The sequence below is a fragment of the Gammaproteobacteria bacterium genome (genome assembly GCA_033720895.1).
Taxonomy (GTDB): Bacteria; Pseudomonadota; Gammaproteobacteria; order Natronospirales; family JAJUFS01; genus JAWWBS01.
On sequence record JAWWBS010000021.1, the window covers coordinates 1 to 20,772 of the forward strand.

The following is a 20,772-nucleotide window of genomic DNA, read 5'->3' on the forward strand; positions in this document are numbered from 1 at the left end:
TCCGGCCGTGGTGGTACCCATCGCCCTGCTTTCTTCCTTCCTGGTGGTGGAGCCGCTGGGATTCTCGGTCAACGTGCTGATGCTGCTCGGGCTGGTGCTTGCCATCGGCCTGGTGGTCGATGACGCCATCGTGGTGCTGGAGAACATCTACCGTCGCATCGAACAGGGCCAGCCGCCCTTGATTGCCGCACTGGACGGTTCGCGCGAAATCGCCTTTGCCGTCATCGCCACCACGCTGGTGCTGATTTCGGTGTTCCTTCCCATTTCGTTCATGCAAGGCAACGTGGGCCGCTTGTTTGGTGAATTCGGCATTGCAGTCGCTGCTGCCATCGGCTTTTCCAGCCTGGTGGCCCTGACCCTGACACCGATGATGAGCTCGCAACTGTTCAAGGGGCCCAGCTCGCGCACGGGCTTTGCCCACCGGGTCGATGTGCTGTTCGACAAGCTGTCGGCACGCTATGCGCGGGCACTCGAGAAGGTCGTGGCAAGACCGTGGCCCATGGTGGTGTTCACCGTGCTGGTGCTGGTCGGTGCGGTCGGCATGCTGAATCTGATTCCGGTGGAATACTCGCCGCGCGAGGATCGTGGCGTGTACTTCGTCACCGCCTCCGGACCCGAAGGTGCGAGCTTCGAATACACGCGTCGCTACATGGATGAAGTGGAAGAGGTCATCATGGACCAGGTCGAGCGTGGCGAAGTCGATCGCGTCCTTATCCGCATTCCAGGCGGTTGGGGAAGCAGCGGTGTCGACTCGGGCCGGGCGCTGGCACTGCTCGCCCACTGGGACGACCGCGAGCGGAGTTCGTTCGAGATCGCCGGCGAGGCGCGTGAACGCCTGGCCGACCTGCCTGGTGTTCGCGTGCGCGTGGCGACACCTGGCGGCCTGGGCATTCGTGGTGGCGGCGACCGACCGGTCGCGATCGTGCTGGGTGGTGGCTCTTACGAAACATTGAAGGAGCGTCGTGACGAATTGATGGCCTGGATGGACGAGAACCCGATGTTTGTCGGCTTCGATTCCAACTTCCAGGAACGCAAGCCGCAGATCGACATTGCGGTCGATCGCGAGCGTGCTGCCGCACTGGGCGTGTCACTGACGGCCATCGGTCGGACGCTGGAGACCATGCTGGGCTCCCGGGTGGTGACCCGGTACCAGGATCGCGGCGAGGAATACGATGTCATCCTGCAGGCAGAGGATGCCGATCGTGCCAGCCCGAACGACCTGTTCAATATCTACGTCCGCTCGTCGACCAGCGGCGAGCTGGTGTCGCTGGGCAACCTCGTTACCCTGCAGGAAACGGCGGGCCCTGCCGAATTGCGACGTTTCGACCGCATGCGCTCCATCTCGATCTATTCCGGGCTGGCAGATGGCGTGGCGCTGGGTGAAGCACTGGCAGCAATCGAGGATTACGTCATCAACCGCATGCCGGATGACGTTCGCCTGAGTTACGACGGCGAGTCGGCCGAGTTCAAGGATTCCGGATCATCCCTCTATTACACCTTTTTCGTGGCACTGCTGATTGTCTACCTGGTGCTGGCAGCGCAGTTCGAAAGTTTCCGCCACCCCTTGATCATCATGTTCACGGTACCGCTGGCGGTGACCGGTGCACTGGTCGGCATGTATTTCACCGGCGTCTCGCTGAATGTCTACAGCCAGATCGGCATCATCCTGCTGATCGGCCTGGCCGCGAAGAACGGCGTGTTGATTGTCGAATTTTCCAACCAGCTGCGGGACAAGGGCGAGGAATTCACGCAGGCGGTGGTGCATGCCGCAACCGTGCGGCTGCGTCCGGTACTGATGACCAGTCTCGCCTCGGCATTCGGTGCCGTGCCGTTGATGCTGGCGTCCGGGGCCGGCGCCGAAAGCCGCCAGGCACTGGGTGTCACGATCTTCTTCGGCGTGATGATTGCCGCCGTGTTGACCCTGGCGGTCGTGCCGGCCGCCTATGCGATGCTGGCACGCAACACCCGCTCGCCGGATTTCATCGCGCGCCGCATCCGGAATCTGCGCAAGGAACGGGACGACGCCTGACAGGCTCAGGCTTCGGCCACGTAGACGTGACAGGGCTCCGCTTTCCAGCGACTCTCGATCTCGCTCGCCAGGCGCGTCTCGAGAAAGCGCATTCCCGCGCGCTCGGCAACCGTGCGCGAGGCATGGTTGCCCGGGTACATCACTGCCAGCACTCGCGTCATTCCCAGCACATCGAAGGCATGGCGTATCAGGCCGCGTGCCAGCTCGGTCGCCAGCCCCTTGCCCTGCCACTCGGGATCGATCCACCAGCCAACCTGGTATTCCGCGACATGCTCCAGCGGTGACATCCCGGCCAGCCCGATCACCTGCTCGCCGAGACGGTGTTCCACCGGACCGAAGCACATGCCGACATCGCGCAGGTAAGCCGCCTGGCGTTCGAGGAACATCGCCCGCTGGTCGTCGTTCCAGGTTTCGCCGGTGATGAAGCGCATCATCCTGGCATCCCGCGTCCAGCGCGTCAGCGCTGCAAGGTCGCGCGATTCATTGCGCCAGGTCCGCACCCGGCAACGAGCAGTCTCTATTTCGAACATGTAAAGTGACCACTTGCCCTTCCCCAGTGGAAGTCTAGAAGAATAACGTGAGGCACGGAGCAAGGGGATGCGCGCAAGCACCGATTCACGCCACTGGCTGAAAGTCATCGCCGGGCCCGTTGCGGCCCTGCTGGTATACGCCTTGACCGCCGACTGGCTGGATGAACCGGCCCGACGCACGGCGGCCGTGGCGACCCTGATGGCAGCCTGGTGGATGAGCGAAGCGCTGCCACTGGCTGCCACCGCGCTGCTGCCCCTGGCATTGTTTCCCCTGCTGGGCGTCATGGATATCAAGGCGACGGCCACACCCTACGCAAGTCACATCATCTTCCTTTTCCTCGGCGGCTTCCTCCTCGGCCTGGCCATGCAGAAATCCGGCCTGCACCGCCGGGTCGCACTGGCTATCGTGCACTGGGCAGGTACCGGCCCGCGGCGCATGATCGGCGGTTTCATGCTGGCCAGTGCGCTGCTGTCCATGTGGATCTCCAACACGGCAACGGTGGTCATGCTCATGCCGGTCGCGCTCAGCACCCTGGCGATGCTGGAAGAAGGTGAAGGCCACAGCGACCCGGCGCTGGCCAATGCCTTGTTGCTGGGAACGGGCTACGCCGCTTCCATCGGCGGCCTTGGCACGCTGCTGGGCTCCCCACCCAACCTGGTGCTGGCCAGCTTTGCGGAACGCGAACTGGGCATGCCGGTGACCATGCTGGACTGGATTCAATTCGGCCTGCCGGCCGTGGCCATCCTGCTGCCACTGACCTGGTGGCTGCTGACCCATACGCTGTTCCACCTGCCAAAAGACCTGCCCGGCGATCCCGGCCCGGTCATTCGCCGTGCACTCACTGAAATGGGCCGGATGTCGCCAGCCGAAAAGCGCGTCGCGATGGTCTTCACCAGCGCCGCCACGCTATGGATCTGCCGAGGCTGGCTTGGCAGCCTGCCGGGTCTGTCCGGGCTGAGCGATGCCGGCATCGCGATCGCCGCGGCGATAGCACTGTTCCTGCTGCCCGATGGCAAGGGCGAGCCACTGCTCGACTGGGAGACCGCGGAGAAGACACCGTGGGGCATCCTGCTGCTGTTCGGTGGCGGACTGAGCCTGGCGGCGGCGATTGGTGCCAGCGGCCTTGATGCAGCGATTGCAGGCAGCCTCGGGGGTCTGGCAGGCCTGCCCCTGTGGGTCAGCGTGACGGCGGTGGTGTTCATGGTGGTGTTCGTCACCGAGCTTTCCAGCAACACGGCAACCGCCAACGCCTTCATTCCGATCCTCGCCGCCGTTGCAGTCGGCCTGTCCCTGCCGCCGCTGCCCATGCTGGTGGCGGTCGCCATGGCGGCAAGCTGTGCGTTCATGCTGCCTGTGGCGACGCCACCCAACGCCATCGTGTTCGGCAGTGGCCGCGTGCCATTGCAGCAAATGATCCGGGCGGGCCTGGTGCTTAACCTCTTGCTGGCGCCCATCATTGCCTTGCTGATTGTTCTCATGGTTGCTTGATATGTAAATGTCACTTGACATAGTGGAAATGACGCTCTACCTTATGTGTCAAGGTTGTTTGTCATATTGACAATATACATACACATAAGGAGCATCATCATGAGAAAGCTGAAACCCGCCCTCTGCAGCCAGGGCAGCCTGCGCGGCTGGATGCTGGCCCTGCTGGTCGTCCTGGCCAGCATGAACACAAGCCATGCCGACGAGATCCGCCGTGTGGAGTCCACCGTGCCAATGGCTGACTGGCAAAGTGCGGCAGAGCTGACGCTGCCCGCGACCAGCAACGGCCCCGTGCCCGGCGTGCTGCTGATCCATGGCGCAACGCCTGCCGACATGGATTTCACCCTGCCGAAACTTGGCGGCGGCATCCGGTCGCACATTCTCAAGGACATCGCAGAACATCTCAGTGCCAACGGCTATGCCGTGTTGCGCTACAACAAGCGCTACGTATCCGGCCCGATGCAGGTGGAGATGGAAAAGTACGCCAGGCTGACGCTGACCGAGCTGGTGGACGATGCGGCGGCGGCATTGGACGTGCTGGCTGCCCATCCGGGTGTCGACGCTGATCGCCTGTTCGTGTTCGGCTGGAGCGAAGGCAGCCTGGTGGGCACGGCGCTGGCCGAGCGTCGCGACCTGGCCGGCCTGATCCTGCAAGGCCCGGTGGCAGAACCCATACAGGCGGTGTTCCGCAGCCAGTGGACCGAGGTGACCATCCCCTTCGTGCAGGACTACACGGGCGATGCGAAACTGACGGGCCACGACATCAAGCGCGTGTTCCAGAGCAGCGCCGGCATGCTGGTGAAGGGGTACGTCGGCATCGCCATGGATCCTGCCCACGGCATGGCGAATCCGCGCATCAACCGCAAACTCGACCAGGACGGCGACAACCAGGTGGACCTCGAGACCGAGGTGATGCCGCTGGTGCTCGCCAACATGGCGGCCTACGGTGCCGAGGGCGGCCTGCCGCACCTGCTGGACCAGCGCCAGGCGCTGCAAGGCCAGCCGGTACTGCTGCTGCACGGCGAGCATGACGCCAACGTGCCGCCGCGCAATGCCGATGCACTCAAGGCCATGCTGGGTGACGGTGCGACGCTCAAGCGCTACCCGGACCTGGGCCACTCGCTGGGCAAGGCGGCCACGCTGGCCGAGGACGATTTCCTGCCGATCGAGCAGCAGCCACTGGAAGACATGGTCAGCTGGCTGGATGCGGTAACCGGAGACCGGCACGCAGCCCGCTGATGCCGGCAAAAGAAACCCCGCATCAAGGCGGGGTTTCTTTCTATTCCGAATTCAATGTCGCGCGTCGTGCACGATCCTGCCATTGACGATGGTCATCACCACTTTGGCCTCGGGCACTTCCTCGATCGGCGCCGTCAACAGGTCGGTATCCAGGACGGTGAAGTCAGCCAGCTTGCCGATGGCGATGCTGCCGCGATCCTTTTCCTGGAAGGCAGCGATTGCCGGCCACAGCGTAAGGCTCTTCAGCGCTTCTTCGCGGGTCATGGCCTGCTCCGGGTGCCAGCCTTTGCTGCTGAACCCCTCGAGGTCCTGGCGCGCAACCGCCGCATAAAATTCGATGCGCGGATCTCCCACCTCTACCGGCGCATCGCTGCCAGCAGGAATCACCACCCCGGAATCCAGCAGCTCACGCCAGGCATAGGCGCCGTCGAGGCGCTCCATCCCGAGTCGCGTCGGAGCGAAATGCAGGTCACCGATGGCATGCGACGGCTGCATGGACGGGATCACGCCCAGTTCGGCAAAGCGCGGCAAATCCTCGGGCGCCAGCAGCTGGGCATGCTCGATGCGCCAGCGCGGTTCCGCCACCGCACGTTCCGACGCGGGGACATCCCGGAAGGCCTGGGCGTAGAGGTCGAGCACCATGCGATTGGCACGATCACCAATGGCATGGGTCTGCAGCTGGATGCCTTTTCGCAGGGCCTCTCGATAGACCTCCAGCAGTTCTGCTTCGCTCCAGCGAACGAGGCCATCGGTGTCGGCATCGGCATAGGGCTCCAGCAAGGCAGCACCGCGCGAGCCCAAGGCACCATCCACCTGGATCTTGATGGCGCGACGCACGAACATCAGGTCGTCGCTGGCGAACGGTCCCAGTTCCAGCAGGGTCGGGGTATCGCCATCCGGACCGTAGACCGCGCTGTATACCCGCACATCCAGCTCGCCCGCCGCGGCCAGTTCACGCTGCAATTCGGATTCCGACAGGCTGACCCCGGCATCCTGTATCTGTGTCCAGCCGAGACGTGCCGAGCGGGCCGCGCCGACACGGTAGGCCTGTGCCTTGGGAATGCTGCGCTCCGGGAACAGCGCCAGCACGGGGTCCATCGCATTGTCGACCAGCATGCCGGTTGGTACACCGTCGGCATCCCGCAGGATGTCGCCACCCGCCGGGTCCTCGGTATCGGCATCGATGCCGGCCAGTGCCAGGGCCATGGAGTTCACGACGATGGAATGACCGTCGGCGCGCTCCAGTGACACAGGATTATCGGGCGAGACCGCATCGAGGTCCTGGCGGGTCGGGAACACCGGTGGATCCCAGTGCGTCTCGATCCAGCCACGACCGATGACCCATTCACCGGGCTCGGCCATGGCGACCGCCGCCTTGAGGCGAGCCAGCAGGGCTGCGCTGGATTCCGTACCGTCAAGACTCAGGCTGAGCTCGCGATCGCCGATATCCAGCAAGTGGGCATGCGCATCGGTGAAGCCCGGGTATACATGCTGGCCATGCAGGTCGACCACCTTGGTGCCCTCGCCGATCAATGCCGCCATTTCTCCTTCACCACCGGCCGCAACAATGCGCTTATCCCGAATGGCCACCGCCTTGATATCGACAAGCTTCGGATTGACGGTGTGGACCTCGCCACCCATCAAGACGAGATCGGCGGGCTGTTGTTGGCTGCAGCCAGGCAGCTGGCTGATTCCAACGAGGGCGACAACGAGCAAGATGCTGCGCATGTAACACTCCTGATGCAATGATGCGGTTGCCAAGCATCGCCAATGACCACCGCGCTGGCAAGGTGACAGGGAAAACGGCATGTAAACGACCCTTGACATCCGCGCCAGAGCTGCCAGAATGCGTGTAAAGGTCACTTGTCATCATGGGAGGCACGATGCAACCGAAAGAAAACGGTCGAATCTACTTCAAGGAGATGGGACTCGCCGCCATCCTCTACACCGTCGTTACCATCGGCACCGGCTACACGGTCCGCCAGTTCCCCGAGGACAGCGTCTGGCGCATCTTCCTGGCCTTGCTGCCGGTGCTGCCAATCCTGCTTGGCCTGCGCGCGATCGCCCGTTTCGTGAAACGCAGCGACGAAATGCAGCAGAAGATCCAGATGATTGCCGCCATGACCAGCCTGGGGGTCATCCTGGTCGGCTGCATAGCCATCGGTTTCCTGCAGGCCTATGCCGGCTTTCCGACCTTCAGCCTCTTCTGGATCGCCATGTTCGGCATCCTGTTCTGGGGGCTGATGCAGGGCATCGTGACCCGGAGATTCCAGTGAAGAACCGGCTGAAGGTATGCCGCGCCGAGCGGGACTGGACCCAGCAGGACCTGGCCGAGAAGATCGATGTCTCGCGCCAGACCATCAATGCCATCGAAAAAGGCAAGTACGATCCTTCCCTGCCGGTCGCGTTTCGCATTGCCAGGGTCTTCGATCAAGCGATCGAGCAGATCTTCTTTCCCGAGGACTGAATACCAGGTCCGGCAAAGCAAAGCCCCGCCCGATTGGAAACCGGGCGGGGCTTTGTCGTGCGGGCTCCGAATCCTCAGCGTGACAGGATTCGCACCCCACCCGAACCGGTGTCGATGTAACCACGTCCCTCGCCATTGCCGATGCGGGCACTGAACTCGCCACGATCCGTGCGGACATTCGACATCTCCGGCAATTCCACGCGCGCGCCGCCCGAGCCGGTCTCGATGTAGAGCTCCATGTTCAAGGTGCTGCTGGTCAGGATCTTGACGCCACCGGAGCCGGTATCGATCTCGAGATCACGAACCGTGCTGAAATCACCTTCGAGGTCCACCCGACCCGAGCCAGTGTCGATATACAGCTCCTTGACCTGCAGCAGGCCGCGACCGATCACGCCGCCCGACCCGGTATCGATATGAATGTCACCCTGGATGGCATCGAGCGTGGCGCCACCGGAGCCGGTGTCGATTTCCACCCGGCCCTCGACGGCGCTGACTTCCACGCCACCCGAGCCGGTATCGGCCTCGACATCGCCGAGAATGCCACTGATCAATACCGCACCGGATCCGGTGTCGGCCATCACGTCACCACGGCGGTCCCGGATGTCGACGCTGCCAGAACCCGTATCGGCCCGGGTTTCACCCTCGCCACCCTCGACCTTGATGGGTCCGGATGCCGTATCCAGGTCCAGGTCGCCGTTGACGTTTGTTGCAGAAATGGTGCCGATCTTGTTCTCGAAGCGAACGGAAGCGCCCGCCGGCACCTTGATGACGTAATCCACGTGGACATCGAGGCCACGACCACTGGAGCGGATGTTCACCCGCTCGCCCTGGTAGCCGGTCGAGACGTTGTAGCCGCGGTGGCGGTCATCGGAATACACGTAGACATCGTAATCATCCACCGGGTAGCGGGTCAGGATCCGCTTGCCGCCTCCCCAGCGCTCCTCCTGGAGGCTGATCAGGCCGGCAATGCGGCTGGCCTCGGCGGCATTGTCCGCCGTGGCCACCACGGTGGCCTCGATCTCGAAATCCTTGCCTGCCGCGGGTTCCAGGCTGACCTGCCCCATGAGATTGACGACTTCGAGGGCATCGGCGCCCGCCAGGACCTGGCTGCGCTTGTCGCGGACGGTCTCGTCGGCGAGAACCGGGCCGGCAGCGAGCGCCAGGCAGGCCAGCAGGCCGAAGGCCAGTGTCGTGTGCGTGTTTGTCTTGTACATATTGAATCCCCGTCTGATTGGGCCATATTTCATGAACTTATGATGCGGCCCCGAGGACTAAGGTTTAAGCCCGGATTCAGAAAATACTGACAGTGTTACTGAGCCGTTAAATTACATAATCTAAGGTCGTGGCGCGTTACCAATAATGGGGAGAGCGACTCGGGATGAAACGCAAGGTTGAAGTCTCAGAGCTTGATATTGGTCACTACGTGGCGGAGCTCGATCGCCCGTGGGTGGACAGCCCCTTCCTCTTCCAGGGTTTCAAGATCGAATCCGGGGAAGAACTCGACCAGATTCGCGAGCTGTGCAAATTCGTCATTGTCGATGAAGCAAAATCCGACGATGGCGAGGATGACAAGACCATTCGCCTGTCCGTCAACGCACGCCCTGATGCCAACCCGAAGCAGTCCCGTGGCGAATGGCAGGCCATCGCGTCGCAGGAGCGCAAGGTCAGTTTCGAGCGGGAATTCCAGAAGGTCTACGTCACTCGCAAGAAAACGCGGCAGTACGTCGACAAGCTGCTGGGCGACGTGCGCCTCGGCAACGCCATCGACACCGATACGGCCAAGGCCGTGGTGACCGAGATGGTGGAACTGATTTCGGAGGATGCCGATGCAGCCCTGTGGCTGACCCAGCTGAAGAATGCGCACGACTACACGGCCCAGCACTGCATCAATGTCTGCGTGCTGTCTATCGCGTTCAGTTCGCATCTCGGCTTCCCGAGGGAACAGATCAAGCTGATCGGCCTCGGTGCCTTGCTGCATGATGTCGGCAAGATGCGCACACCGAAGGAAGTGCTGGACAAGCCTGGCAAGTTGACGCCGGAAGAATTCGAAATCATGAAACGCCATCCGGTCGATGGCTATGAAATCATGAAGGAAACCAATGCGATCCCGCCGCAGGCCCTGCAGATCATCCGCTACCACCACGAGCGAATTTCCGGCAAGGGCTACCCTGATGGCCTTGAAGGCAGCCAGATCTCTACCGCCGTGCTGGTAACGGCCATCTGCGACGTGTACGACGCGATCACATCGGATCGCGTTTACCATCATGGCATCCCGGCCGACCACGGCCTCAATGCCATGTACCAGATGGCCCCCTCGGACTTCGGTCGCGAGCTGGTGCAGGAATTCATCAAGTGCGTCGGTATCTACCCGGTCGGCAGCACGGTGGAACTGGCCAACGGCGCCATTGGCGTGGTCATGACCAATGATCCGCGCAACAAGCTGCGACCCGTGGTCATGCTGGTAAAGGACAAGAGCGGCGATTTCTACAAGCCGCGGCGTTACGTCAGCCTGTCAGCACAAGCCGCGATGGACGCCAAGACCGATTGGAGCGTCCGCCGCATCGTCGATCCCAAGAGCCACGACATTTCCATGCACCGGATTGCCAACGAGGAGTTCATCGATGGCGGTTCGGAAGTGATCCATATCTGAAGTACCGGCCTGTACGGTCACCCTTCCCGGCAGTTCAATCCAGCAGGTAACTGATATCCTTGCCCGCCGCCAACCGGATGCGTGGCTCGCCATGCCGGAAGAGCCAGCCATCGTGCTCGCCGCACAGGCGCATTGAATCCCCCTGCACGCGCAAGGCACCACCCTCGGCAATACCGACGACCCGGCCATCGCGATGCAATGCCAGGTACTCGCGCAAGCGGTCTTCGCGGGTTTCGCCGCGATGCCCCGGCGGCATGGCATCGGTGAAATGCGGGTTCAACTGGAACGGCACGGCCCCGATCGCGCGGAAGCTCGGTGGCTGGATGATCGGCATGTCGTTGGTGGTGCAGATGGTCGCACCGGCAACGTTCGAGCCCGCGCTCCAGCCGATGTAGGGCATGCCCTCGGCAATGCGCCTGCGCAAGGGATCGAGGACGGCGTTTCGGTACAGGCCATCCAGCAGGCAGTAGGTGTTGCCGCCCGATACCAGCACGGCTTCGGCCGACTCGATCGCGGCGACGGGATCTGCCGAAACGGTGATGTGCTCCAGGCTCACGCCGAACTCTGCCAGGCGCTGGTCCACCATGTGCAAGCGCGCATGACTTTCATCGCCCACCACCGCGTAACCGATGAATACGGCGCGCTTGATGGTGCCAAGCGTCTCGCGGATTTCGGCGTCGCAGGCTTCCAGGAAGCCCGTCGTGGCTGATCGCGACGAGGACAGCAACAGGAGGTTGCGTTTGTTCATGCTGGAAAGACCTCCATGGTCAGGCGATTGTCATTCAACGTGGCTCGCCGGTCCGGTGGCAGATTTCGGGGCCGGCGCAAAATAGCCTACCACCAGCAGCAACACGCCGACACCGATGAAGGACACGATGCGGGCCACGGTCTCGGTGTTGCCGAGATCCACCAGGAACAGCTTGACCACCACCACGCCCATCAGGCCGGCGCCGGCCATCCAGGTCTCGCGCGACTGGCGCTGTGCGCCGAACACCATGGCGCTGATGCCGATGATCGACCACACCACGGAGACGGAAGCCTGGAAGACATCGGACCGCAGCAGCGGCTCGAGGCGATACGCCACATCGGTGAACTGGTGGGTCGCGCGACCGATCTCCTGGGTGATCACGAGCAGGCTCACACCGGCCATGACCAGCTTGCCGACGAGCTTGTGACGCCACTGGTCGCGGGTCAGCCAGGCAGCAGTGGCCAGCGCCGCGAGCGTCGACAGGAACAAGCCATTCAGCAGCGGCAGGTAGGGCAAGGGCTGTTGCCCACCCGCGTGGGCGACACCGTTCAGGATCGCGACCAGCAACAGGATGGCAAGATAGGCCTCCTGGTTGCGAGCCAGGGCACTGTTCGACAGCGGCAGGAATCGCGCTACCAGCCAGGCAACGGCGCACGCCGCCAGGATGGCCAGCTCGCCATCCCATAGCTGGCCCGGCAACCAGTCCTCGGCCAGCGCATGCACGACGTCGCTCGCGATAATGCCGCTGGACCAGAGGATCGCACTGTCGATCCAGCCTCGCAGGTGGACGCTGGCCTCTTCGCGCCGCAGGAGATAAACGAAGCCCGCAACCGGGGACCAGCCCAGCCAGCGCCAGTTTTCCAGGGAATGGCCCTCGGAAAGCAGGCCTGCCAGCGCCAGCCAGGGTGCCAGCAGCACCAGGCTGAACGCGAGCTGCCGGAGGATGGTCGATGCGGTTTTCTGGAGCAGTGCCCACAAGACAAGCCCGGTACCCGCCAGCAAGCCGATCCCCGCCGCCGCTTCATATCTGCCGACGAATTGATCGATCTCCTGGCCGCCGGCATACAGCCAGAGCACCAGCCCTGGCCAGGCCAGCAAGCGCGTCCATAGCAGGCTGTCGGAAACCTTGGTGCGCTCATGGCACCAACCGGCAAAGATCGCCGGGATGGCAATCGTAACCATCCCGAGAAAATGCGCATTCAACAAGGCCATGTCACTGGACTGGCCATGCAGGCTCGCCTGCAAGGCAGGGAAGGCCGCGATGATCAACACGATGCCTGCATAGCGGGTCAGCGATCTGCCCTGGCGCAAACCGATCCAGACCATGCCCGCACCTTCCAGCGCCCAGGTGCCGGAGATCCAGGGCGCCTCGAACCACAGCGGTACCGCGATAGTAAGGAACGCGACACCCAGTGCCAGGAAGCTCTGCGCCAGGAGCTTCAGCGTTTCCCCGTAACGCCGCGCCAGGACCTGCGACATCAAGACGTAGAAAAGCCCGAGCTCCACCGTAGCCCATGACATGCCGCGTTCGACATCGTCCAGCAGCAGGGATTGGAGGGCGAAGACCACCAGCGGCAGGCCGAACACCAGTGCTGAATCGACATAGCCCTTGAGGCGGAAGGGTTGCCGCAGGGCCGACAACACCGCGATACCGACATACAGGAGGAAATGCGCCACCAGGAACGGCTCAACCGACCAGATGTATTCCGGCCGGTAATACTGCGCGCCCCAGGTCGCCCCGATGACAAAAGTGAACGTGAAGCCGATCAGGTTCAGCAAGCGCCAGTGACGGAACCAGGCAACGGCCGCGATGCCGACATTGATCAGCAGGTAATAGGAAAAGAGTGCGACATGAGAGCCCGTGCCGGTCGACGCCAGCACCGGCGCAAGAAAGCCACCGGTAATACCCAGTGCCGCCAGCATGAACGCCCGATTGCCTACCGCCAGCCAGACGCTGCCCGCTGCGATCAGGGCCATGAGCGGGAAAGCCACGCCAGCGGGAACCAGGTGGTAAAGCCTGAACGCAGCGAACACCGCGAGATAAAGAATGCCGATACCGCCACCCATCAGCACCATGGCATAGCTGCGGCGCGATTCTCGCCAGCGCCAGCCGAGCACCAGCAGGCCGATACCGAATGCCAGCGCCGCAAGGATCCGGATGACGGGCGAAAAGCTGAGCAGGCCGGATTCGACAGCGTACTTCAGCAGGAAGGACACGCCGAAGAAGGAAATGACCACGCCCACCTTGGCCGGTACGTTGCCACTGAGCAGCCAGCGCAGGGCTGGCTGGATGATCGAATTGAAATCGCGCAAACCGGAGTCATCGCCACCGCCACCGGGCGACTGCCATTGCTGCTTGCGTTGTTCCCGCGGTTCGACCGTGGTCGACGCAATTCGATCAGGTGACGAAGACGGGACCGCTTTCGCTTCTTCAGGAGCTTCGGCAGGTCGGGTGACTGGTGGCTCGCGGCGCGATGCCGCCGAATGTTTCAGGACATGCAACTCGTCCCGCAGGTTGACCACCGTGCCCAGCAGCCAGCCAACGATCGCTGCCAGCAATGCAAGGGAAAAACCTTCATCCGCCAGGGCGGCCCCGCAAACCAGGAATACCAATGCCAGGATCCACGGCATGACGCGCTCCCCTATGAGTAATCAGCCCCGCATCTGCCGACGTTCCCCAGGCAGACGAACCGGCCGGTTTCGCCCCTGGATGTCAGTGAGCGAAAAAGACCTGCGCCGCCAGGCGCAGGAACATGAAGATCAGGATCAAGGCACCGCTGATGAACAGCATGAAGCGGTGCGTGACCTTGTTGTACGAGCAATGCACCAGCGAGTGCAGCGCCCGCGTGACAACGAACGCCCAGGCGAGGCCGATGAACAGGTCATCCGCCAGCTGCATCATGTGGATCAACAGGGTCGTGACATAAAAGACGATCGGCACTTCGAACAGGTTCTGCAGGTTGTCGCTGGCCAGCGTTTCATACCGGGAAATCTCGACACCAGCCCGTTCCCTGCGGGTTGCCATCTTCTGCGGATGGATGCGATCGCGAATCATCCGCGGCACGCGCACGAAATAGAGATGCAGGCAGACGAGCAGCGTCAGGCCGATCATCGCGATAACCGGATGGAGAATATCGATATCAGCTGGCATGAGAAGCGCCCTCCTTGCGGTCAGTCATTTTGGTAACAATCACGATCACCAGGAGCGAAAGGAAGAAGCCGGGCACCAGCTCGTAAAGCCCGAACACGCCGCCGAAGCGATCTCCCAGCATTGGCCAGATGATGGTCGTCAGGCCGCCCACCAGCACGCCCGCCAGAGCTGCAGCACGGTTCATCGCCGGCCAGTAAAGGGACAGGATGACCGCCGGTCCGAATGCAGCACCGAAACCGGCCCAGGCCCAGGCCACCAGATCAAGTACCTTGCTGTCAGGGTCGCGTGCGAGGAACAAGGCCAGCAGGGCGATGCCCAGCACGGCCAGTCGTCCGACCCACAGCAATTCCCTTTCCGACGCCTGCTTGCGATACAGGCCCTTGTAGAAATCCTCGGCAAAGGCACTGGATGCCACCAGCAATTGTGCCGACGCCGTGCTCATGACCGCCGCCAGGATGGCTGCCAGGCAGATGCCGGCAACGACGGGATGGAACAGTTCCAGCGACATGAAGATGAATACCTTCTCCGCGTCATCGCCGGTCAGCTGCCGATCCAGCACGCCGACGCCGGTGAATCCGACCAGCATCGCGGCGACCAGCACCACGGTCACCCAGACCATGGCAATGCGCCGCGAGGCGGCAATGCCATTGGGATCATTGATCGCCATGAAGCGGGCCAGGATGTGTGGCTGGCCTGCATAGCCAAGTCCCCAGCCTGCCAGCGAGGCAATGCCGATCCAGCCCAGCGCCTCGCCGCTGGAAGCAGCGGTGTAGGGGTCTAGCATCTCGGCATTGAGGGCATTGAAGGTCTGGTTGATGCCGGCAAAGCCATCAATCAGCCACAGACCCATCAGCGCGACAATGACCAGTGCGAAGAACATCAAGGTGCCTTGCAGCACGTCAGCCCAGGAAATGGCCAGGAACCCGCCGAAGAAAGTATAGGAAATCACCGCGGCGCCACCGGCCAGCAGGGCCCAGTGGTATGGCATCTGGAACAGCGCCTCGAACAGCTTGCCGCCGGCCACGAAACCGGAGCTGGTATACAAGGTGAAGAAGAACAGCACGAAGGCGCCGGAAACCAGCCGCAGGATGCGGAGATCGTCGTTGAAGCGCCGCTCGAAATAATCCGGCAGGGTCAGTGCGTCATCGAGCTTTTCGGTGGCTTCGCGCAGCTTTTGCGCCACCAGCTTCCAGTTCAGGTAGGTTCCCAGCAGCAGGCCGGCAACCATCCAGATGGCCTCCAGGCCGGCCAGATAGGCAAGGCCCGGCAGGCCCAGCAGCAGCCAGCCCGACATGTCGGATGCCTGCGCGGCCAGCGCAGTTACCCAGGAGTTCAGCGAGCGGCCACCCAGGATGAAGTCGGAGAGGTTGGCCGTGCGTCGCCAGGATATCCAGGCCATCACCAGGATGATGGCCATGTAGACCATGAAGGTCCCGATGACGATGCTCACGTTTGCCGTCATGCTGTTTCCCCTGCAGGATTCGGATAGCGTGTCGGCCAGCCCGCGGGCCAGCCAGTTTCATGACGAAGAACTACGCCACAGCGGCGGGATGGTTGCAAGCAGGAGGACAGGAATGGCCGGTGACAAGCAGGATGGATGGTATCTCTACCTGCTGGAATGCCGGGACGGGCGTACCTATGCCGGCATAGCACGCGACGTCGAGGCCCGTTTCGCGCAACACGCCAGCGGCAAGGGCGCGCGCTTCACCCGCGCGAATCCGCCCGTCAGGATCCTGGGCGCAAGCCGCTTGCCCGATCGTAGCGAAGCCTCGAAGGCCGAGCATGCCTTGAAGAAACTGAGCAGAACGGAGCGGCTGGCCTGGGCCAGCGCGCATCCGTATCCGTCCAGGCAGGGGTAAACAGAAAAGATTACTTCAGCAACTGGCCGAGTCGATCCAGGTCGTTGACCACCCGCCACTCGCCACCACCGGTTTCGACGCGCACCTGCCACTCGGCCAGGCGATCCATGTATTCACGCGGGTCGATATTGTCCGACCGCAGCTTGGTGACATTGACCGCAACGACTTCGACATCGTCCATCGGCAAGGCAATGTCACGGACATAGCCGTCCGGCAGATCTTCCTTCATGTCGGAGAAGACCAGCACGGTCCGGTTGCCGACATCCTGCTCGTTCAGGTACTCGACGGCCTGCAGCATGCCGCCGGTGATATCGGTATAGGCGGAACCACGCGCCTCCTCGACAAAGGCATTCACCTTTTCGAGGAACTGTCGCTTCTGCTGGTTGGCTGCACTCGGACGATCGTCGAACGAGACCTTGGCGATGATGTCCTTTTCGCTGAAGCTGCCGGTATCGATCCGTGCGACGGCAAAGGCATCGCCGGGCTCGAGACGCGTCAGCAGGTAGGCAATGATCTGTTGCGCCTTGTCCAGCTCTTCCGTGTAAGTGCCAGAGGTATCCAGCAGCATGTAGACACCGCGGCCATTCGGCTGCGGCTCGCTGGAACAGGCGGCCAGCATGGCCAGCAAGAGTATCGGCAGGATCCTGTTGCGGAATGTCTTCAGGTCGTTCATTTCATGCCTCCCTGCTCGACAGGCGCGAGCTGCTCGCCTGGCCGTTCCTCTGCCTGACGACGTTTTCAATCCACAGCGGCAGGAACACCAGCACATCGTAGAAAGATGCGAGGAAACGGCCGACGCCACGGCTGACGTTGCCAACGATGCGGAATACGGTGGCAATCGCGCGAAGCAGGAAACCGCCAATCATGCCAAGCACCGTGCGCAGCGAATTGACGAACGTTTCCAGCGGAATGGCCACGAAGGTCAGCGCGAACGGCAGGATGAAACCCATGCCCATTTGCGCGGCCGTGGTGATCCACATGAAGCGCGGCTCGGTGGCCGCTGCGGCATCGCCGCGCAACATGGCGCTGGTCGCCAGCTCGTCCTGCACCAGGATTTCCCGCATGAATGCGAGCCCTGCTTCGACCGAGGCAAGAATCGTGAGGATGGTCAGGGAAATCCAGATCATGCGCCGCCGGGTGCGATCTTCCAGCGCACTGATGACGGGAAACAACCGCGTGATGCGCAATGACTCCATCAGGAAGAGGCCCATGGAAATTTCCACCAGGATGATCACCAGCGCAGCGATATCGGCGACCTTCAGGCCGGCCACCATGCCGGTACCACCTACCATTTCCGACATCGGACGTGCGATCAGGTTGAAGTTGATGATGGCACCGCCGACGGCAATCGCCAGCACGAAGGCTGCGACAAAGAACTGTGTCAGCGAGGAAGACGAGAGGCGACGCAAGGCGGCATCGTCACCGCGCGTGATCTCCTTGTACTCGCCCATGTGGTTGTCGATGGATGACGCCCGATCCAGCAGGCGTTGCAGCTTCGATTCAGCACCAGCGAGACGATCGACCAGTGCACGCCAGTGCGGTCGCGCCTTGCTCAACAGGCGATGGCGCTGGCGGGCGTCCTTGCGGTATTCGTTCGTCGCACGCTTTTCGGCTTTTTTCATTGAAACATGGATGTCGTCCAGCACCTTGCCGACCATGGCATCAGCCTTGGGAATGCGGGCCACGGCATCGACAGCATCGACCCAGCCCGGTGGCGCAGGAGGCACTTCGCGTGAATTCTGGTAATCCTCCTCGATCGCCGTGATGGCTTCCGACACCTGGCGATGAAGCGCCGGATAGTCACCCAGCTCCTTGCGCACCGAATGTTCGATCCGCTCGAACTCGCGCTCGATGGCCCGTTCGGCGGCTTCCCTTCCTTGCGACAGCAGAACTTCGCGATTTCGGGCAGCCATGCGGCTCTCGGCAGAAGCCAGGCCGTGCGCAGCGAGTCGACACGCTCGGTAAAGACTGTTGCCCAGCTGCAGCAAGCCCGCCCGGGCCGGCTCGCGCGCAAAATAAAGGAATACCATGCCGAGCAGCAGCCAGATCGCGATGGAGAGCAGCGGCACTGGCGTGATGGTGAGGAAATCGTTTGCAGACATGTCGCCCCCAATATCCTGTTCTTGTCCGGTTACCTTGATGGAGGCGAAGTGAACAAGCCGAGGGGTCAATCACAAATAGGAAATGGATCAGCAGGAATGTTCGAAGCTGAGACAGAGTTCACATGAGATATGTCAAAACTGATCAACTGCCTTCATTGTCGGCGGCCATCAACGGCAAGGCTTGCAACTGACCGACAACAACCAGTTCACGCATGTCGCGCTCCTCGAATAGGCAGGGAATTGCCCGGGTCCTGCTGTTGAAGGAGGTCGGCTCGAGGCGACCGCCAAGCGCGACGCAGACATCCTCGGCCAGGCTGCGGCCATCCACCCGACGCGCCAGCTGCAGGTCGGCAGGCAGGTAGTCGAAGTACTGGCTGTGGGGATCAAGCTGCCAACGGTGTTCAACCTGGCGCTGTTCGCTGCGTCGCTCCTGCCCGGCCGGGCAGGCAATCAGCATGAGGGTGCTGGCGAGCAGCAGGAGTGCGGGCAGTAAGCGTGCAGACATGGCTCAAACTCCGTTTCGAGACCTGTCAATTATTCAAAGTCGGGTCGAACCCTGCCCTCCGGCCTTTCCCTGTTTCATGAGTGGATTGACTCATTCCAATACAAAAAACCCCGACCCGGCGGTAAAGCCGGATCGGGGCTTGCATGCAATAGCAGGCTTCAGTCGGCCGGGTATTGCACGCTGGCGATCCAGCGATCGATCTTTTCCTCCAGGATGGACAACGGCAGCGAGCCGTCCGTCAGCACCTGGCGATGGAAGTCACGCGGATCGAAATGATCACCCAACGCGGCTTCTGCCCGGGCACGCAGCTCGGAGATCTTCAACTGACCGATCTTGTAGGCCAGCGCCTGCGAAGGAATGGCCATGTAACGCTCGGCCTCGGACACGGCTCGTGCCTCTTTCACTGCCGAGTTGGCATACATGTATTCCAGCACGTCCTCGCGACTCCACTGCTTGAAATGCAGACCGGTATCGACCACCAGGCGAATGGAACGCCACAGCTCGGCATTCAGCTTGCCGAAGTACTGGTAGGGATCGGTGTACAGACCAAGCGGCTTGCCAAGGTTTTCCGTGTACAGGCCCCAGCCTTCGATGAAGGCCGTCTGGCCGCCAAAGCTGCGGAAGCGCGGCAGGCCTTCCAGTTCCTGCTGCAGGCTCAGCTGGAAGTGATGCCCCGGGATGGCCTCATGCAGGTACAGCGATTCCACCGTCCAGATCGGTCGGGCCGAAATGTCATAGGTGTTGACGTAGAAAATGCCCGGACGCGAACCGTCCGGCGTGCCAGTGCGGTACGAAGCGTTCGAGGCGCTCTTTTCGCGGAAGCGTTCGACCGGGCGGATTTCGAACGGCGCCTTCGGTGCGATATCGAATTCCTTGCCGACGTTGGCCGCCACGATTTCGCGACGTTGCTCGTAGCGATCCAGCAGGTCCTCGCGGCTGTCGGCAATGAACTGCGGCGAATCGTTCATGAACACGAAGAACTCTTCGAGGGTTCCCTCGAAGCCGACGTCTTCCATCACGCCACGCATTTCTTCATGGATGCGCGCGACTTCGTCGAGGCCGATCTGGTGAATCTGCGCCGGCGTCAGTTGCGTGGTGGTCGTGCCTTCGACCTTGAAGGCATACCAGGCGTCGCCATTCGGCAGGTCCCACATGCCCGCGGTTTCACGTGCAGCGGGTTCGTAGGTCTCGACCAGGAAGTCACGCATCTTCCGGTAGGCCGGGATGATGCGACCCTCGATGGTGTCGCGATAAGCCACCGTCAGTCTTTCCTGGTCTTCTGGCGAAAAGTCTTCCGGGAAGCTCGTCACCGGCTTCCAGAACAGGCTCTCTTCGATGTCATCGACCAGCTGGGCTTCCAGCTGCGGAATGGCCCGCTGCACCAGCACCTTCGGCAGCACGACATCCTTTTCAATGCCTTCCTGCATGTTGGCGATGGCCTGGTCGACCCACTGCTCGAATCCATCGACACGGCTGAGGAAGTCTTCGTAATCCTTGACCGAGTCGAAAGGATGCACGCCGCCGCCCGAACCGAGTTGCACGAAGGAATTCAGTGTGGAGTAGAACTGGTTCATCGGCAGCAGGTGCTCCGGATACTGCTCGCCGGCAATGTCGCGCTCGAGTTCGCGCACGAACATGCGGAAGCTCAACAGGTCCTGGCCGGTCAGTCCTTCATCACCGAAGGCCAGCGCGCGCTGCAGGTACTCGCGATTGATGCGGGCCGTCTCGGCGCGGAAATCCGGCGCGATGCTGACGGTGAACCGGTCGTTGTAGCGGTAGTCGCCAATGGAGGTGGCAAACAGCGGGTAGCGCTGCAAAGACAGCTCGAAGTATTCCTCGTAGAGGGCGTCCAGCTGCTGTGCCTTTTCACTGCTGCCGGCTTCGGCAACAGGCGGCGCGACGGGCTCGCTGCTTGCGCCGGTCTCGGGAGCCTCCGAGCAGGCGGAGATCACAAGGCCCGCCAGCAGCAGGCCGGACAGTCGAATGAGGTTCTTGAAGACAGTCAT

General features: G+C 62.2%; 18 protein-coding genes. 7 read left to right on the forward strand and 11 right to left on the reverse strand.

The window, feature by feature from the left end:
- On the forward strand, nt 1-2,029 hold a 2,029-nt coding region (locus R3217_04890; GenBank protein MDX1454775.1), incomplete at its 5' end, for an efflux RND transporter permease subunit.
- 5 nt (nt 2,030-2,034) lie between these two features.
- On the opposite strand, the gene R3217_04895 is transcribed toward R3217_04890, so the two are convergent.
- Entirely contained in the window at nt 2,035-2,559 is a 525-nt protein-coding gene (locus R3217_04895) for a GNAT family N-acetyltransferase (GenBank protein ID MDX1454776.1), read from the reverse strand.
- 67 nt (nt 2,560-2,626) lie between these two features.
- On the opposite strand from R3217_04895, the gene R3217_04900 reads away from it, so the two are divergent.
- Both R3217_04900 and R3217_04905 read left to right on the forward strand, forming a co-directional pair.
- Nucleotides 2,627-4,048 (forward strand): DASS family sodium-coupled anion symporter, encoded by a 1,422-nt coding sequence (locus tag R3217_04900; GenBank protein MDX1454777.1) that lies wholly within the window; start codon nt 2,627-2,629, stop codon nt 4,046-4,048.
- Between the two features lie 99 nt (nt 4,049-4,147).
- On the forward strand, nt 4,148-5,284 hold the full coding sequence (locus R3217_04905) for an alpha/beta fold hydrolase (GenBank protein ID MDX1454778.1): 1,137 nt from the start codon (nt 4,148-4,150) through the stop codon (nt 5,282-5,284).
- A 51-nt stretch (nt 5,285-5,335) separates the two neighbouring features.
- Here the strand turns inward: R3217_04905 and R3217_04910 are convergent, their stop codons facing one another.
- Nucleotides 5,336-7,012 (reverse strand): amidohydrolase, encoded by a 1,677-nt coding sequence (locus R3217_04910; GenBank protein ID MDX1454779.1) that lies wholly within the window; start codon nt 7,010-7,012, stop codon nt 5,336-5,338.
- Nucleotides 7,013-7,167: 155 nt separating this feature from the next.
- Between R3217_04910 and R3217_04915 the strand changes: the two genes are divergently transcribed.
- Both R3217_04915 and R3217_04920 read left to right on the forward strand, forming a co-directional pair.
- Complete coding sequence (locus R3217_04915; protein MDX1454780.1) at nt 7,168-7,560, forward strand: hypothetical protein; 393 nt, start codon at nt 7,168-7,170, stop codon at nt 7,558-7,560.
- A complete protein-coding gene (locus R3217_04920) occupies nt 7,557-7,751 on the forward strand; it encodes a helix-turn-helix transcriptional regulator (GenBank protein ID MDX1454781.1) in 195 nt (64 codons plus the stop codon). The genes R3217_04915 and R3217_04920 overlap by 4 nt, the downstream gene beginning before the upstream one ends.
- 74 nt (nt 7,752-7,825) lie before the next feature.
- Here R3217_04920 and R3217_04925 read toward each other — a convergent pair whose 3' ends face one another.
- Nucleotides 7,826-8,965 carry a DUF4097 family beta strand repeat-containing protein gene (locus tag R3217_04925; GenBank protein MDX1454782.1) on the reverse strand — a complete coding sequence of 380 codons (1,140 nt, stop codon included), beginning with the start codon at nt 8,963-8,965 and terminating at the stop codon, nt 7,826-7,828.
- A 164-nt stretch (nt 8,966-9,129) separates the two neighbouring features.
- Between R3217_04925 and R3217_04930 the strand changes: the two genes are divergently transcribed.
- The gene (locus tag R3217_04930; GenBank protein ID MDX1454783.1) at nt 9,130-10,401 is read left to right on the forward strand and encodes an HD-GYP domain-containing protein; all 1,272 of its coding nucleotides are present in this window, start codon (nt 9,130-9,132) and stop codon (nt 10,399-10,401) included.
- Between the two features lie 34 nt (nt 10,402-10,435).
- On the opposite strand, the gene pepE is transcribed toward R3217_04930, so the two are convergent.
- The 4 genes from pepE to putP form a co-directional block, all read right to left on the reverse strand.
- Nucleotides 10,436-11,149, reverse strand: a complete 714-nt coding sequence (pepE, locus tag R3217_04935) for a dipeptidase PepE (protein MDX1454784.1) — start codon at nt 11,147-11,149, stop codon at nt 10,436-10,438.
- 30 nt (nt 11,150-11,179) lie between these two features.
- Nucleotides 11,180-13,780, reverse strand: coding sequence for a DUF2339 domain-containing protein (locus R3217_04940; protein MDX1454785.1), 2,601 nt, complete (start codon nt 13,778-13,780; stop codon nt 11,180-11,182).
- Between the two features lie 82 nt (nt 13,781-13,862).
- Nucleotides 13,863-14,300: an MAPEG family protein gene (locus R3217_04945; GenBank protein MDX1454786.1), complete on the reverse strand. Its 438-nt coding sequence runs from the start codon at nt 14,298-14,300 to the stop codon at nt 13,863-13,865.
- Complete coding sequence (gene putP / locus R3217_04950) at nt 14,290-15,762, reverse strand: sodium/proline symporter PutP (protein MDX1454787.1); 1,473 nt, start codon at nt 15,760-15,762, stop codon at nt 14,290-14,292. Before putP ends, R3217_04945 begins: the two co-directional genes overlap by 11 nt.
- Nucleotides 15,763-15,874: 112 nt before the next feature.
- Here putP and R3217_04955 point away from each other — a divergent pair, with 112 nt between their 5' ends.
- Nucleotides 15,875-16,159 (forward strand): GIY-YIG nuclease family protein, encoded by a 285-nt coding sequence (locus tag R3217_04955; GenBank protein MDX1454788.1) that lies wholly within the window; start codon nt 15,875-15,877, stop codon nt 16,157-16,159.
- A 10-nt stretch (nt 16,160-16,169) separates the two neighbouring features.
- Here R3217_04955 and R3217_04960 read toward each other — a convergent pair whose 3' ends face one another.
- From R3217_04960 to R3217_04975, 4 genes are all read right to left on the reverse strand, one after another.
- On the reverse strand, nt 16,170-16,778 hold the full coding sequence (locus tag R3217_04960) for a VWA domain-containing protein (protein ID MDX1454789.1): 609 nt from the start codon (nt 16,776-16,778) through the stop codon (nt 16,170-16,172).
- A 55-nt stretch (nt 16,779-16,833) separates the two neighbouring features.
- Nucleotides 16,834-18,261 (reverse strand): hypothetical protein, encoded by a 1,428-nt coding sequence (locus R3217_04965; protein ID MDX1454790.1) that lies wholly within the window; start codon nt 18,259-18,261, stop codon nt 16,834-16,836.
- A gap of 142 nt (nt 18,262-18,403) precedes the next feature.
- A complete protein-coding gene (locus R3217_04970) occupies nt 18,404-18,766 on the reverse strand; it encodes a hypothetical protein (GenBank protein ID MDX1454791.1) in 363 nt (120 codons plus the stop codon).
- A 158-nt stretch (nt 18,767-18,924) separates the two neighbouring features.
- Nucleotides 18,925-20,772, reverse strand: a complete 1,848-nt coding sequence (locus R3217_04975) for a DUF885 domain-containing protein (protein ID MDX1454792.1) — start codon at nt 20,770-20,772, stop codon at nt 18,925-18,927.